This window comes from Ferruginibacter sp., from assembly GCF_049840995.1.
Taxonomy (GTDB): Bacteria; Bacteroidota; Bacteroidia; order Chitinophagales; family Chitinophagaceae; genus Ferruginibacter.
Map to the genome: position 1 here is coordinate 392,346 of NZ_JASGIP010000003.1, position 16,100 is coordinate 408,445.

The 16,100-nt window shown below is 39.8% G+C and carries 10 protein-coding genes and 1 riboswitch; of the genes, 1 reads left to right on the forward strand and 9 read right to left on the reverse strand.

Annotated elements, in window-relative coordinates; all coding sequences use genetic code 11:
• Positions 1 to 3: 3 nt before the first annotated feature.
• Positions 4 to 1,941: a TonB-dependent receptor plug domain-containing protein gene (locus QM738_RS03255; protein WP_462275251.1), complete on the reverse strand. Its 1,938-nt coding sequence runs from the start codon at positions 1,939 to 1,941 to the stop codon at positions 4 to 6.
• Positions 1,942 to 2,065: 124 nt separating this feature from the next.
• Positions 2,066 to 2,329, reverse strand: a riboswitch (cobalamin riboswitch).
• A gap of 319 nt (positions 2,330 to 2,648) precedes the next feature.
• Here QM738_RS03255 and QM738_RS03260 point away from each other — a divergent pair.
• Positions 2,649 to 3,965, forward strand: a complete 1,317-nt coding sequence (locus QM738_RS03260; protein ID WP_462275252.1) for a hypothetical protein — start codon at positions 2,649 to 2,651, stop codon at positions 3,963 to 3,965.
• A 258-nt stretch (positions 3,966 to 4,223) separates the two neighbouring features.
• On the opposite strand, the gene QM738_RS03265 is transcribed toward QM738_RS03260, so the two are convergent.
• The 8 genes from QM738_RS03265 to QM738_RS03300 form a co-directional block, all read right to left on the reverse strand.
• Complete coding sequence (locus tag QM738_RS03265; protein WP_462275253.1) at positions 4,224 to 4,757, reverse strand: hypothetical protein; 534 nt, start codon at positions 4,755 to 4,757, stop codon at positions 4,224 to 4,226.
• Positions 4,758 to 4,768: 11 nt separating this feature from the next.
• Complete coding sequence (locus QM738_RS03270) at positions 4,769 to 6,973, reverse strand: peptidase domain-containing ABC transporter (RefSeq protein WP_462275254.1); 2,205 nt, start codon at positions 6,971 to 6,973, stop codon at positions 4,769 to 4,771.
• 446 nt (positions 6,974 to 7,419) lie between these two features.
• Positions 7,420 to 9,012 carry a vitamin K epoxide reductase family protein gene (locus QM738_RS03275; RefSeq protein ID WP_462275255.1) on the reverse strand — a complete coding sequence of 531 codons (1,593 nt, stop codon included), beginning with the start codon at positions 9,010 to 9,012 and terminating at the stop codon, positions 7,420 to 7,422.
• Between the two features lie 787 nt (positions 9,013 to 9,799).
• Entirely contained in the window at positions 9,800 to 11,179 is a 1,380-nt protein-coding gene (locus QM738_RS03280; RefSeq protein ID WP_462275256.1) for an alpha-L-fucosidase, read from the reverse strand.
• 10 nt (positions 11,180 to 11,189) lie between these two features.
• Positions 11,190 to 12,446: an SGNH/GDSL hydrolase family protein gene (locus QM738_RS03285; RefSeq protein WP_462275257.1), complete on the reverse strand. Its 1,257-nt coding sequence runs from the start codon at positions 12,444 to 12,446 to the stop codon at positions 11,190 to 11,192.
• 5 nt (positions 12,447 to 12,451) lie between these two features.
• Positions 12,452 to 13,159: a GDSL-type esterase/lipase family protein gene (locus QM738_RS03290; RefSeq protein WP_462275258.1), complete on the reverse strand. Its 708-nt coding sequence runs from the start codon at positions 13,157 to 13,159 to the stop codon at positions 12,452 to 12,454.
• Between the two features lie 7 nt (positions 13,160 to 13,166).
• Positions 13,167 to 15,317 carry a hypothetical protein gene (locus QM738_RS03295; protein WP_462275259.1) on the reverse strand — a complete coding sequence of 717 codons (2,151 nt, stop codon included), beginning with the start codon at positions 15,315 to 15,317 and terminating at the stop codon, positions 13,167 to 13,169.
• A gap of 28 nt (positions 15,318 to 15,345) precedes the next feature.
• Entirely contained in the window at positions 15,346 to 16,035 is a 690-nt protein-coding gene (locus QM738_RS03300) for a hypothetical protein (protein ID WP_462275260.1), read from the reverse strand.
• Positions 16,036 to 16,100: the final 65 nt, after the last annotated feature.

The following is a 16,100-nucleotide window of genomic DNA, read 5'->3' on the forward strand; positions in this document are numbered from 1 at the left end:
AAGTTATAATTTAAAGGTAATACCTCCATTAAACAATAATGGTATGGAATTATACCCATTGATATCAAAGAATTTTCTATCCGTTAAATTTTGTGCATCTGCAAAAACAGTGAATTGTTTGTTGATGGCATAAGATGCATAGGCATTCATGATAAAATAATCCGGCAAAGAAATATCGGCTGTTTTATAACCGCCCACATCATTTCTTTTGCTTACATATTTACCTGCTATACTTACATACAGTTTAGGGGTAAACTGGTAGCCTACTGTAATATTCAGGCTGTGCTTTGGCCTGCGCAGCAAATAATTATAGGCAGTATCCTTAAAATTGATCCTGCTCTGCGAGTATTCGTTAGCTGAAATAAAAGTATAATTACCGCTAATGCTCAGTTTTTCAGTAGGCCTGTATCTTACTTCATATTCCAGGCCACGTACTATCTGGCTGTTGATGTTAAAGTACTTATTGGTAATGTTGTTATAATCAATACCATTCGTAATATCGCGGTAAAAATAAACCAGCCTGTTGTTGATCTTGTTGCAATCAACCTGTACACCCAATTCGTACGATTTTGATTCTTCCACTTTCAGGTTCCTGTTACCATAAGCAGAATACAACTGGTAAATGGTAGGCGTTTTATAAGCAGTGGAAATGCTGCCCAGTAAACGTACATGTTCATTTATTTTGTAGGAAGGGTTAAATGAATAAGTTCTGTTGCTTCCGTAACGGGAGTTTACATTCAGCCTTCCTCCAAGATCGATATTCAGTTTTTCTTTCAAGCCGTTGTACATTACCGAAGCATACAACGATGCCTGGCCAATGGTGCTATCCATCTTACTACCATACGTACCGGCAGGGCCGTATATTGATGCAGGATAAGTACCAAAAGACACCATGTTCATATTATTATTCCTGTAATCGGCACCCTGCAGTAAAGTAAAATTCTTACTTAGTTTGATGCTCGAATACAGTTCCACAAACTGTGATTTACCGAAATAATCATTGCGGGATAAATAGCCGGGATTATCGGTACTGTCATCCAGCAGGTTGCGGGTAATATCGCTGTATTGATAATTACCGGTAATTGTTACAAAATCATTTTTGTATTGCAGCCCTGCGCCTGCCATCAGACTTTTGTTTTTGCTGGTGTAATCTTTACTGTCTGCAAATACACCTGCATCCAGGTCGGTTTTATATTTACTGTATTGCAGGTAAGTTTTTACTGACAGGTTTTTATTGATCTCGTATTTTAATAACCCGCTTGCCACATCGCTGTTATAACCATCTTTATCAAAATTACCGGTACCGGTTTTATCGTTGGCGGCAGAAAAGCCATCTGTTTTCAATTTACCATAACGCACCACATAAGTAAGCCCTTTTGCTTTACCAAATACCTGTGCATTGCCTTTAAAGGTATTTAAATTACCGGCATCCAGCGTAAGCTTTGCATTGAATGGTTTATTGATATCGCTCTTTACTGTAATAATGTTTATCACACCTGCAATTGCATCACTGCCATATAAAGTGCTTTGTGCGCCTTTGCATATCTCAATGCGTTCCACATCATTCAGTGAAATTAAATTGAGGTCAAATTCATTATTGATCAAAGAAGGATCGCTTACAGGAATACCATCTACCAGTACCAATGTGCGGCCGCTTCCTGCACCACGCATGTATAATGACTGGTTGCTGCCCATATTATTCAATGCGCCATTGATGGTTAGTCCTGCCTGTTCGTTCAATAACTGGCCTACAGATTTACCAACAGCTTTTTCTATCTGGTCTTTACCAATCACAGTAATTACTTTACCTGTTGTGCTTTGTTTTTGCGGTGTTTTGTTGGCGGTAATAATTACCTGGTTCAAAGTTCTGCTGGTACTGTCTTGTGCCTGCAGCTGACTGCTGATAATTACAGCAGCCGCAATAAAAATTCTCTTTTTCATTTTTTGAAAAAATTTTTGTTGTGACTGCTTCCGAGAAATGAAGGTTTGGTGTGTACACCAACCATGGGAAAGAAATATAAACGCTGTTAGCTTTTACACTTCAAGCCTTTCACCCGAAAGCTAAATGTTGTTGATGGACCTGGCAGGTCTTCTGGCTCAGCTTGTGTTGAACACCTTCCCGTTGCGCCCGGGCGGAACAGTGGTATGAAGTTTCAACATCGTGAACGTGAGTCGTGAGTGGTGAGTCGTGAGTGGTGCTCACGATTGGCAACTGACGGCTTACGATTGAACTCACAGGCTTTACAGCTACGGGGATAGCTCCTGACTTTAACAGGATTCCCTTTTAATCCCGGTTTTGATGCCGGAAACCAAATCTGCTGCAAATGTAGGGAGATTGGTGTTTAGTTAATGATAATTTATTTGAGAGGGAGGGGACGGTATATTCCGCTCGGTAGGGACACCGACCGGGGAAATACATGGTCAGACGAGGGCGTCAGACCATGTAGGGCATCATGCGTTCCGATGGAACGCTAAAACAAACTGCGTTTGTTTTCTACCAATGAGATGTTCCTACGGAACAGGGAGCACATGGTCTGACGCCCTCGTCTGACCATGTGAGGCTTTTGCATAGAGAATGACGTTGCGGAACAACGTGAATTTGGCCTGTTGCAAAGTTTTAATACATTTATTCTACCAAAACTTTTCTTATGACCGATTTAGTTGTGCCGCAAAACAACCCCTGGAATTTTGCTCAAAAAATACTGTTCCGTTTCTTTTTTATTTATTTCGTTTTGTTCACTAGCCCTTGGGATACACTGAGTGCTATTCCCGGCGTGCATTATATTACCGACCTTTTGGATAATGCTATTGTGTGGTTGGTGATACAATGCAACGAACATTTTTTTCGTGTGTTTGGCGTAAAACATGTGCAACAGGTTTTTAACGGCAGCGGCGATACTTCTTTCGACTGGGCCTACAATTATCTTTTGCTGGTGCTGGGTGTTATTGGCGCTGTTGTTTGGTCGCTGATAGACCGTAAACGAAAAAGCTACCGCCAACTGAATTACCTGCTCTGTCTTTTTGTAAGATATTCCCTTGCAATTATTTCGTTTGGTTATGGCATACAAAAAATATTTGCCTTGCAAATGCCTTTTCCTTCTACCAGCCAGCTGGCAACACCTTTGGGTGATCTGCTGCCCATGCGGCTTTCGTGGCTGTTTATCGGTTACTCCACTCCCTACCAGGTTTTTTCGGGTGTTATGGAAGTGGTGGTTACTGCATTGCTGTTGTACAGGCGCACTGCTACTATGGGGGTACTGATCGGCACTGCAGTTTTTATCAATGTAATGATGCTGAACCTGTGTTATGATATCCCTGTAAAATTATTCAGCATGAACCTGGTACTGCTTTGCCTGTACCTGGCTGCCAATGAATACCGCCGCATCAGTTGCTTTTTTTGGTTGAACAAAACGGCCGCTGCCTGCAGTGTGTACGATTACCCGCTTACTAAAAAATGGATGCGCATTACCCGGCTGGTAATTAAACTGGGGGTTGTGTTTTTATTGTGCAAATCATTTTACGAAGCGCTGCAATATTATCATCAGCGCAATACCATCAGCAATCCCAAAGATTTTACACCGGGTGTGTATGATGTTATTACTTACGTGGTGAATAAAGACACGTTGCCTCCTTTGATCACCGACTCTCTGCGATGGAAAGATGTTATTATTGAAAATAATGGTTCGGGTAGTATCCATACGATGGATACGATGTTCAGAAAACGTTATGGTCGTTCTTATTTTAATTTTACTGTAGATACTTTACAACCGGTCATTCATTTTCAAAAAAGGGCCGGTGATGAGGCGGATCTTTTTTCGCTGCATTACCTACGGCGGGATAGTAATACTTTACAATTATATGGACAGCGCCGCAACGATTCTGTTTTTATTGAATTGAAAAGATCGGCCAGGCATTTTCAATTGGCAGAAAGGCAATTTCATTGGCTGAGTGAGGCAAACAGGTAGAACTGCTTCCCCGGTCGGTCTGGACACCGACCGATGTCCACATCGTCTGACGCCCTCGTCTGACCATGTGGGAAAAGGCCGCCTATGACGTCTTTGAGAGGTCCCAGATTTTTAGGATGATTATGATTTTTTATGAGAAATGTGAATAGTGGTCAGGATTAACAATAGATAGTTCTCGGTTGGATTTAATTGCTTTACAGCTAAAGTTGTCTAAATCGTAAAGTAAATTTGTTATTAATCCAGGGAGACCGTACGTATTTAGAAACAATTTTTGAAAGGATTTAGTTTCTCTATTAGTCGCGTAGATAATTTATCGCCTTCTGCAATAATTTGTATTTGAGCTGATGCTCCATTATAAAATTCTACCACTCCTCCCTGTTTAGTAAACAAGCCATTAGTAAGAACAATCTTAACTACGTAGCTTGGTTTGATGTTGCAATTGTATATAGAATCTAATTCGCCTTTTAGGGTGCAGGATTGTTGGCCAGCATATTTTTTTAGCTCAATCAACACTTTTTGTCCAATTTTGATCTTCTGAATATCTTTTACGAGTGGTATATTCGCCTCAATAAAATAATCCCTTGTTCCTTTTTTATTAATTACTGAGATAATTTCTCCTCTACCAGCTATTCGTTGTGAATAGCGGATAAAGAAAGTTGAAACTACCAAAATAAGCATTATTACTAAAAATATCGAAATACCGTTTCGTAATATCCAATGAGGCTTACTAAAAACTATCTCCTGTAATTCAGGTGATAATAATTTAGCATTATTTTTCTTAATCTTTTGCATCGAATATGAATTTAATCGCTCAGTTCCAGTTGATTTTTGATAAGAAAATGATACTCTCCTTTTAAAGCAACCAATTCCTCATGTGTTCCACATTCAACAACGGCACCTTTACTCAGCACTATGATCTGATCTGCATTTTTTACTGTACTTAACCTGTGAGCTACCACAACAACTGTTTTATTTTTAAAAAACTCATCCAGGTTTTTCATAATAATTGTTTCGTTATTTGCGTCCAGACTGTTTGTTGCTTCGTCGAAAAAAATATAATCCGGGTCTTTGTACACTGCTCTTGCAATCAATAAACGTTGTTTTTGTCCTGTACTTAGTGCGACTCCTTCTGCCCCGATTTTTGTATCAAACCTTAATGGAAGGCCATTGATAAAGTCAAGAATATTGGCAACATTTGCCGCCTCTTTCAGTTTTTGCAAATCAATAGTTTCGTCACCTACTGCTATATTTGAAGCAATGCTGTCACTAAATATGAAACTTTCCTGCATTACTATTCCAATATTTTTACGCCATTCCTTATGACTAATATTTGCAATGTTTTTTTCGCCAATTTGTATATTACCATTATATCGTTCATAAAATTTCAATAATAATTTAAGAAGGCTGGTCTTACCGCTTCCGCTTGTGCCAACTATCGCCGTAATTTTTCCATTCGGGATAGTAAGGCATACATTTTTTAATACTGCTTCATTACCGGCACCAGGGTAAGTGAATGATATATTATTTAAGCTAATCGTTTTATCGTCCGGTATTTTTCTTTCAAATATTTTCTCTTCAGGTTCCTCATCAGGTATCATATGTACCTCATTCAAACGATCTAAACTTATCCTTGCCAATTGCAAGTTTTGAAAGAACCCTATCATTTGTTCCACCGGACCATTTAATTGCCCAATTATGTATTGAATGGCCAGCATTTTTCCCAAAGTCATTCCCCCTGTTACATTAATTGCAGCTTGTGCCGCCAAAAAAGTGATCAGAATATTCTTAATTTCGTTGATGAAGAATGCCCCGGTTTGTTGCCATTGATTCAAAGCAAGGCCCTTCATGCCTAGTTTAAAATTTTGCGCCTGTAATTTTTCCCATTCCCAGCGTTTCTTATTTTCGCAACCCTGCAATTTTATCTCCTGCATACCTTGAATGATCTGTATCGCATTACCTTGCTCACCTGCCTTTACATCAAATTGTTTGTAATCCAGCTGCCTCCTTTTTTTTAGAAAAAGAAATATCCAGAGTACATATATAAAGCTGGCAGTTACAAAAACCAAAAAAATGGAAAAGTTATATAAAATAAGTATTACAGAAAACATCACTAAATTAAATACAGAAAAAAGAGTAGTTAAAGAAGTGCCCGTAAGAAAGTTCTGAATACGCTGATGATCATTCATGCGTTGCATAATATCTCCCGTTTTCCTGCTGTCAAAATAGCTTACCGGCAGATTCATAAGCTTAATTAAAAAATCTGTAAGGATGCTTATATTAATACGATTACTTACATGGTATAATATCCAGCTCCTTATAAAATCAACCGACAGGCGCCCGGCAAACAATGCCAATTGCGCGAACAGTATTATATGGATAAACCCCAAGTTTCCTGCGCTTATCCCAAAATCAACCATACTCTGTGTCAGCAATGGTAGAAGTAATTGAAAAAAGCTGCCCAATAATAAACCAAGCAGCAGTTGAAAGATCAGTTTTTTGTAAGGATGAAGGTATTGCAGCATGCTTTTGAATGATCCGCCTTTGGGCGCTGTCAATCCATTATGCAATGTAGTTGATGAAAATACAGGCTGTGGTTCAAGTAATAAAGTTATTCCTGCTTTTTCATTTTTAGCATTATAAGATATCCATCTTTTCTCAAATGAGGCTTCATTTAATTTCATTAAGCCTATAGCAGGATCGGCAATAAAAAAAAAATTTCTTTTAATTTTGTACAGTACTACAAAATGATTTTGTTGCCAGTGTAAAATGCAAGGGAGTTTTACGTTTCTCAGTTCTGCTATGTTTAGTTGCACTGCATTAGTATGATAGCCTATTTTTTCAGCTGCGTTATGAATACCCAGCATATTCACTCCTTCTTTACCCATTTCTGTTATTGCCCTTAGTTTTTCAATATTAAAACTGCGGCCATAATACCTGCTGATCATGTACAGCGAAGTGGGACCACAGTCCATTTGATTACGCTGTTGCAAAAAGGGGAATGATGACATTTAGAGATACTTTTTCTATACTTATTAAAAATCAGTTTTCAGATTACCGGGAATTCATTCAAAATAAAGCCGGGTTCTTTTTGTCAGAATCCAGCTTTATTTGAAACTTATTTAAAAATTATAACAAACACCTTCTTGTTCCGTACACTCTACATTAGAGCGTGTACAGTTTCTGGTATATAAGCACTCGGCTGAAGGGTCGTGATCAGGCAGAAAACAAAAAGCGTTAACGGATACCCATGATGACCCGTCAAAGACTTCGCATGTCCATTTGTAAGCGGGGTTAAGCGAAGAAACACCGCCCATTACATTTCGCATTTCATCCCTAGATAATTTTTTCATTTTTATATAGTTTATTTGTTGTTAATGCAGTAGTTACAAACCGCATCGTTAAATGGTTTATCCTGTGGTAACTATTTATACTGTGCACTGTATAAATCACAGAATTATTTTACTAGTTGTTCATTTAAAATATCTGACAGTCTTGGAATAAGTGCCTCCATATCATCCAGGCTGTATCTCCCCGGAAGCTTGTGTCCATTGATAAAAAAAGTGGGGGTAAATTGTACCGCATTATTAATGATCCAGTTAGCGTGAGCTACAAGACTTTCTTTAACATCGACGTTGCCTTTTGCATTCCACTTAGCATTCCACTTTTCGAAGTCAGTCCATCCAAACCAATCGGTAAGCATTTGCTGCAGTTCCTTATTATCAGTTATTTCCTGCGCTTTTTCTAAGATTGCTTTTACAGCAATGGTTCGTTTGTCATTTTCATTATTGCTTTTACACATCAGCCTCATTTGTATTTTTACTTTACCAGGAAACCTGTTAAGTAAAGCATCCAGTTTCTCATGTGCTTTGGCACAGGGGTTACAATAAGGGTTACAAGCAACAGTTATTAATAATGTAGCTTCGCTTTTCCCTAAAACAATATCGTTCTTCCAAATTGCAGTATCCACCTGTACTCCTTGCTGCCACTGTGTAATAAATAAGTCTGTATCTGTTTTCCATTTTTTCAGCTCTGCCAGTTTTTGTTTATTACTCCTGTTAGCCTGTATAAGTTTTTTAAATGGCGCTATTGCTAAATGGAAAAAAGCAGCCAGACCCAGGAATATTGCCGTAGATAGTATTGTATCATTATTAAGTACTGTACCCTTCGAAAAAAACAATAGCAGTATTGCCTGCATGGTTAAAGTAATGCATATCCCTATACAAAGAGCACACCACTGCTTTAATTTAATCCACTGAGTATAAATACTCCATACTGCAACAGGCACACCTAAACAGGTCAACAAGAACATCCCCGGTGATAATAGCGGTAAAAAAATTGACAACAGACATAAAACAAACTGTGCACCAAAGTAAGCAACAGCAGCTCCGGCAGGAGTAATTCCCAAAACACCATTTGCATACCTACTTTTTAAAACTTTTTCGCAACCTCCGGCACTTACAGTGCCACAAACCTGTTTTACAATGTTACTTTGATACCCCCATTCTGCACCCAACAAGGCCGTACTAATAACCAAGCCTGTTAAAGAAAGAAAGTTGAATAAAATGGCTGAAATATTAAAGTACCTTGCTGATGCCGCTAATAGTAACAATATACCTGCAGCCATCATTATAATAACGATGGCTTTATTTTTAAAGGTCTCGTTTCGACTAGTATCATTTTGTACATTCTGCCACCGGCAATTCATACCCGGATAGATTACAATACCCGACCAGTGCTGAGTAATTTCTTTTTGTTTATCCCATTCAGAACTTTCTTTTATAATGTGCATGAATTCCTGTGCCGGTTGGCGTATATGTGCCAGCAATGGATATTTGAATTCATTAATAAAAGATGCGTCGGCCTGAACAGTATTATATTCCATTCCACCAGAGTCCAAAAAATCTGTGACTGCAGTTATTGCAGGATAATCTGGATGAGTAGTAATTTCTTCCCTGCAAAAGTTAAAATCAGGACGATTCCCCATCTGTGTTAACCAGTTACCGGTAACCTGCCACAATTCTAACGATGTTGTTGTTTTTCTATTCATTTTAAAGACTTATTTACTTACAAATAAAAACCTACATTGTATAATTCAAGAAGGTGTACCTTCAATTACACAACGAAAAATAATTTTTGAGCTTGAACAGAAATAATTATCGTTAAAGGAGATGTACGAAACAACGATAATAGACCGGACTATTTAAAAGGCTATCGTAAAACCCAATTCATCAAAGTACATCTTTTAATTTACCTCGGGGAAATCATCTATATCGTCTAAAGAAGTAAATTTACACCGAGCATAAAATTTCTATATACTACAACAAACCAGCTATCCAAAGCCTTCTTAAAGCAAAGTAGATTTATAAATTGACATTCCTCATTCGGTATTTACCTGATTTTTTTTCGCTTTTTACGTATGTGAATTTTATTTTGCTGGATGGTTGCAAAATTTACTTATACCAAATCAGGAATATTTTTAATTTTAAAATACCAGGTGCTATACCTTTTGTATACAGGAAATTGATTATAACATTTACATCTTTAGCGATTTAGCAGCCGAACTATAGTATTGTCAAGGCTCAATAGAAGATAATTTTTATTTAGTCAGCCTGTGCCGCCAACTTCAGATCAGGTACTGTCATCCTATTCGGCTACTAATATTTGCCCGCGGCTTTTTTGAATTTACCCATAATATAAATTTGATAGTTATCCCCTATTATTAGTTTAAAGCAATTTCATTGGCTGAGCGAGGCGAACATGTAGGAGGTTCCGGTCGGTGTTCACACCGACCGGGGATCCACATGGTCAGACGAGGGCGTCAGACCATGTGGATCTTAACCACCCATGCATAACCACCGGAAGGCAGGTTGGGATAGAGAATCAATCGGTTGTATGGTTAATTTGCCATTTTTGTAAGATTGCTTTATTATTTTATCTGCCCCTATTAAGGTTACTTTGGATGGTTTATTGGGCACATCGAGTATAATCGGTGTATTTTGCGGCGCAGTAATTATCAGGTATACGTTACCGTTATTTTTGGTACTAAAAATATCTTTGCCCAATGCCTGGTCTCCTGCATTTGTTCCGTAGATCGCTTCACCATTAATTTTTAACCAGGCGCCCAGGTCGGCAAGGCGCTGCTGCATTATTACAGGAATAGTACCATCTGCGGCAGGACCTATATCCAGTAACAGGTTTCCTCCTCTCGATACTTTCTGTACCAGCATTTTTACCAGCGCATCCGATGTTTCATAATCAGCCAGGTTCTCATTCCTGTTGTAACCGAATGACCCGCCAATGCCACGGCATTCTTCCCAGGGATGTTCAAATTTTTTATTGGCTGCATTTTCGTTGTGTACAATATCATATTCCGTTGTGTAGTAGCCACCATGTTTACTCCTCGTTTCTTTTCCCCAGCGGTCGTTTACCACTACAGTATTCTTTACAGAGCTCTCGTTGTACAACCACGATAAAAATTCTTTACTCTTCCAGGTATCGCTTGGGTACTCCCATTCCCCATCGGGCCAGATGATATCTGGCTGGTAGCGGTTCACCAGGTCTTTCAATTGTGGTATCATGTGTTCGGCAACATATTTATCTACGTTGCTTTTATATAATGGATTGAACCACTCGTACAACGAATAATAAAAACCCATGTGCAAACCTTTTGCCTTTACTGCTTTGGTAAGGTCCCCTGCAAGGTCACGGTGAGGACCCACATCCACCGCATTCCAGTTCCACGACTGGGCGCTGGGCCATAATGCAAATCCATCGTGATGTTTTGATGTGAGCACTACATATTGTGCACCCGCATTTTTAAAAACTTCGGCCCACTGATCGGGATTGAATAATTCTGCTTTGAATTCCGGTGCAAAATCCTGGTATTTAAAATTGGGGCCATAACTTTTATTATGAAAGTCCCTGAATGCGTTGCCTACTTTGGAACTGTCTGTTACCATCCGGTTCCAGTACCATTCCGAATATTTGGAATAAGTAGCATAGTCTTTTCCAACAGGTGCCCATGACGGTACCGAGTACACGCCCCAGTGAATAAAGATGCCCAGCTTGGCATCGGTAAACCATTGCGGTACCGGCCTTGCATCCAGCGAGTTCCAGTCCGCAGTATAAGTTTGCTGTGCATTGGTTGTAGCTACGAGACTTATGGCCAGTGCAACTAATAAGATTTTGTACTTTACAATAATTCTATGCTTCATAAAATTGTTTTTAATATAAAACAGCCCCTACATACATTGTGTTTGTTTGATAAGGCGCCCAGTCTTTCACTACTGTATTGCGTGTTTTAAGTATGGCTTCCTTGTCAATTTTTCCCGGCGCTAACCGGATGGTGGCTTTGTGTTTACCTTTTTTAAGATTGGAAATAATAAAATAATTGAGCCGGTAATAAGTGCTGAATGCATCAAAGCGGTTGATCACTCTTGGTTGCTGATCATCGATAGTGATCTCAATAGCAGCAGTACCCGGCCCCATTATATCTGCAAGGCCAAAACGGGTGCCTTTGAATTTCACTGTAAGACTTGCATCTGCTGCTGCTGTTGCATATACCTGCGGTTGCAAGGGGTAATATTCTTTACCTTTCGTTATAGAATCTACCTGGTTCCATGCGCCTGTAAAACGGGCACTGCGTTTATTAAAACTGATCATCCCTGCGTTGCTCCAGTTGTTCTTTTCAACTGCTTCGGGAAGTACATGTTTTACTGCAGCTATATTATCCTGCATCATCAACAGGTATTTACTTAATACCTGTGTGTATATCTTATGCCCGGTTTCCGGTAACGGGTGTACGCCATCAATTGAAAACAGTGGTACGCTTGTTTGTTCCTCTCTTTTTCCCGACATCAGCAATTTTCCTTTATCGATCTCCTCTATTACAGCAAGCCCCATGTGTATAGAAGGGATATTATAATGGTCCGCAATCGTTTCCATTGCTGTTACCGATGTTGGAAAAATATGTTGTTGCAGCAGTGGCAGATTTTCAGCTGCAAAAGTGTAGATGAAACAAATATCTGTGTGTTTACCCGCTTTCCATATCTGCCGCACAATACCTTCTATTCTTTCCCGTACGAAGAGCATGGGCACACGGTTGTCGTTTACTGCAAACTCTACAAATACAAGGTCCGGTTGGTGATCGATCACTTGCTTTTTTACTCGACAGGCTCCAAAGTCGGAGCCGGTGCCACTTACCGCTGCCATAATTTCCTCAAATTGTACCGCCGGGTATTGTGCTTTGAACCAGGTTTGTATTTGATCACGGTAACCATTACCCGCTCTTGTGATACTGCCGCCCAAAAATGCTATCTTAACAGGCTTGCCTGCTTTTATTTTTGCAAAAAAATTCGGCAACCCTCCCCTGGGTGTAAATTCCTTAGCTGCCAGCAGTGAATCCTGCTGTGCCTGTAAAGCTATCGGCATTGCCAGCAGGCAAAATATTATTATCCATTTATTCTTTTTAAGCTCCTTCATGTTCACTATTTTTTATTCATCTCTTTATTAATTGCATTGAACCAGTTTGCCGCAATTATTTGTGCGCCCGTTTTATTGGGATGTACTTTATCTGTAATAGTATGTATGTTCCAGTCCCAATGCTGCTGCTGATCTACAAAAATTATAGAGGGGTCTTTCATATCGGCTACCATATTCCTGATCGCTGCATTCAATGCGGGAATATATTCGTACTTGGGCAGCTTACCGCTCGTGATAACAGCCGCCACAAATATTATAGCATGTGGATTTTTTTGTTTGATACTATGAATTATTTTTTGCTGTGCCTGTATGATACCATTAACCGGATGCTCTTCCACAAAATGATTATGTCCTGAATGCAGCAGCACAATATCTGCAGGATATAAAGCATAGATGCTGTCGATGGTTTTTGCCAAAAACTCCGCCGTTTTACCGCTGAAACCGGAATGATGTATGGTATCTCCCTGCAAAACAGAGGAACGGGGACCAATGAAATTTGCCTGGTACCCATTTTGTTTCAATATGGAATCCAAAGGAAATAAATAGGAAAAAAAATCAGGGCCGCCTTCTGTAATCGAATCGCCCAGCCCCAGTATGGTGAATGCCTGGTGTTTTTTGCCCGTCATTTTTTTATCTACAGAACAGGCTGTAACCTGCAGCAGTAGCAAACATGCCATTACAATCTTTACGCTGTTACTATATTTTCTTTTCATTGTTCTTTCAGTTGTTGATGCGCTTTACCGGGAAACTGATGCTGCTGCCATCCTTTTTAACAGCTGTTATCTCAAACATAACTGTATCGCCTGTTTTTGCAAGGGGTAAATCAAACTCAAACGGATAGGCTGCATCAGTAACGGTTGTCCATGCTTCGCTGTTATTTATTTTATAACGAAGCCTGCATTCTTTCCAGTCTTTTTCTGTTTTGTTGCAATAAACATAAAATATCGCCATCGTATCATTCGGCTGAATGATCATTGCTGTAGCTGTTGCTGTACTGTCTTCATTGGCTGCATAACGCAGGAATTTAGTTGTACTGTTTCGTTCTATGGCTTTATCATTATCCACTGCTACCTGTACTTTTGGATGCAGCCCTTTTACCTGTATACAATTATAATTGCCCGGTGAAAGCGTTATTGTCAGCAAGCCATTCTTCATCACAGCCTTTGAATTCTTTCCTTTATCATCATATAATACCACATCATACAATCTGTCCTTCTCCCATTCGATAACATCTTTACTTAAGCGGATATGCTCCGTAACTTTTTTCTTGGCTGTATTGGCAAAAGCTATAAAAAGATCTTTTTCTGTATAGCCCATTAAATAATTGAACGCAACGCCATCGCTTTGCAACGCATGCGAAGGCATCCAGAGTTGCACATTGTTATTACCCATTACAGTTCCTTTCTTTGCTCCATATACCTGGCTGCTCAAAAAGGCATAACCGGGAGCAAAAGTTCCGGGAAATTGAATTTTTCCATTACTGCGGTAATTAAAGTCAGATACTAAAAAATCCACCAGCAAAGCAATATGCGGCCATACATGATTATAAAAAATCGCATTATATTTTACATCGTAAAACGGGTGCATAGGATAATCTGCCTGCTGGTAAATATTGGTATGCAGCGATGTGAAATAATAACCGGGGAAATTAGCATAGCGGCCAATAACTGCATTGTAAGCAGCATTCCTTAACAATGTATCTTTTGTATAATACGCCAGTTGCAGCAACCATGCTGCATGGTGTGCCAGCATTACCGGGCCAAACATATACGTGTTGGGTGCTTCCGGTATCAATCCGTTCAATGATGTTTGCCATGCAGGAACTTCCTGCTGTGGTATCGCCGCTACTTCATCCATTTTTACAAACGATGAGCCTTCCAGCGCACTGGTGCGGCGGCCGGGGAATATGCCTTTTACTTCGTTGTTCTTATTCACAGTAATATTGGTTACAGGCGGTGCAGGATTACTTCTTGTCCACAATAAAAATTGTTTAGCTCCTGTTGAGGCAGCATTTAAATACAAACTGTCTTTTGTTTCCAGGAATAATTCAAACAGGTCGTACATACGGTAACCATAATCCGTAGTAAAGCCGGCACCCTTGTCTCTTAATCCTGGTGAGTCAAAAAATGTGTGCGAGTAATTATCATATACCTGCTGTAAATATTCTTTTGCCCCGTCTATTGCTTTTTGCAGGTCGGCAGCATTACCATACAATCTATATTTAGCCAGGTAATCCTGCCAGCTGCCGCCACCGGTTTCCGTATCCATATTCAGTTTCCGGTTCTTTCCAAAAATGCGATCTGCTTCCAATGAAAAAGCAGTGGTATATCCATTGGTCAATTCATTCAATGCCACTAATTCACCAATATCCACGCAAGGGCCGTTCAGCAAATGCGAGGGGCCTTGTGCCTGGCCTGCGCTGTCGCTGGACGAGAATAAGAATTTTTCCCGGCTCATTACATATTCTATCATGGGTATTGCCCTGCGTTTCAAAATATCCTGGTTGCCGGTAAGCAATGCAAGACTTAAGGGATGCAAGGCCGAAACATTTTTTACTGCACCGGGCACATCAAACTGGTAATTGGATGCTTTCAATGTTTCATTCCAGCCACTGTACACATCATTCATCGCAAAGCCCAGCATATTATCCAGTGTATTGTTCAAAGAACCTTTTACATTTTCTCTTTCGGATCGGTAATGAAAAACAGAAGCAAGCAATTGCGAAGTTCCTTTTTGCCAATCGCCGGGATGAAAAAAATAAACGAGATCGATACTGAATTTTTCTCCCTTATTTAACCTGGATCGTTCCGTACCGGGCAATGGCGCATATATGCTGGGCTGCGCTTTCCCCAAAGTATTACGTATGGTCATTCCAAACAGGCTGTTACCTTTCGGCCCATCAGCCGGAAATACTGCCCCAGAATTTATTATCAGGTTTCCCGGCATGGTTCCATTGTGCTGCCAGTGCATACCGATATGGAATAGACGATAACGATACCGCCAGCCCTTCGCTGTACCCATCATGATTGGTAAATACCGCAGCGGTATTGGCATAGGCTTCTTCCGTTAATGCAAAATGGCTGGGAAATCTTTTCCAGCTCCAGGTGAGCGGCTGGTATACAAAATCAAGTGCAGAAGAATCTACCATTGGCATGCCATCAAAACCGATCGCATAATTGCCTTTTTTATACGCTTCCAACCCCAGTTCAAATACCGGCATCTGTTGATCGCCGACAAATTTTATGATAAGTGATACTTTGGCAGCCGTATTTTCCTTAAATGAAAAGACAAGCTGGTTATTTTTAACCTGGTAAGCCTGTGCAATCAATTCAGTATTGCCCAGTTGCTGAATATTCTGTGTTTGACCGCCCTTTGTTTTCCATGCCACTGTCCCCTGTTGTCCATCCATTAATGCAGGAAGTATTTCGGGTTGTTCTTCCGTAAATATCAATTGCAACTTAGGTATAATAGTGCGTTTGAGGTTGTTTGCCTTATGTGTTATTATAAGCGCCGGCGATTGTTGAAAATTGCCAGCAGGCTGTACTGTAAAATATTTATTCTGAATAACTGGTTGTGCGTTTGCAGCCATCACACACCAATAGCAATGCAATGAGCGTATAAAGATTATTCACCCTTCTTTTTGCTAATAGCCTC

Coding starts and splice junctions, on each gene's coding strand:
- QM738_RS03255 (WP_462275251.1), bottom strand. CDS start 1,941: ATGAAAAAGAGAATTTTTATTGCGGCTGCTGTAATTATCAGCAGTCAG.
- QM738_RS03260 (WP_462275252.1), top strand. CDS start 2,649: ATGACCGATTTAGTTGTGCCGCAAAACAACCCCTGGAATTTTGCTCAA.
- QM738_RS03265 (WP_462275253.1), bottom strand. CDS start 4,757: ATGCAAAAGATTAAGAAAAATAATGCTAAATTATTATCACCTGAATTA.
- QM738_RS03270 (WP_462275254.1), bottom strand. CDS start 6,973: ATGTCATCATTCCCCTTTTTGCAACAGCGTAATCAAATGGACTGTGGT.
- QM738_RS03275 (WP_462275255.1), bottom strand. CDS start 9,012: ATGAATAGAAAAACAACAACATCGTTAGAATTGTGGCAGGTTACCGGT.
- QM738_RS03280 (WP_462275256.1), bottom strand. CDS start 11,179: ATGAAGCATAGAATTATTGTAAAGTACAAAATCTTATTAGTTGCACTG.
- QM738_RS03285 (WP_462275257.1), bottom strand. CDS start 12,446: ATGAAGGAGCTTAAAAAGAATAAATGGATAATAATATTTTGCCTGCTG.
- QM738_RS03290 (WP_462275258.1), bottom strand. CDS start 13,159: ATGAAAAGAAAATATAGTAACAGCGTAAAGATTGTAATGGCATGTTTG.
- QM738_RS03295 (WP_462275259.1), bottom strand. CDS start 15,317: ATGACCATACGTAATACTTTGGGGAAAGCGCAGCCCAGCATATATGCG.
- QM738_RS03300 (WP_462275260.1), bottom strand. CDS start 16,035: ATGGCTGCAAACGCACAACCAGTTATTCAGAATAAATATTTTACAGTA.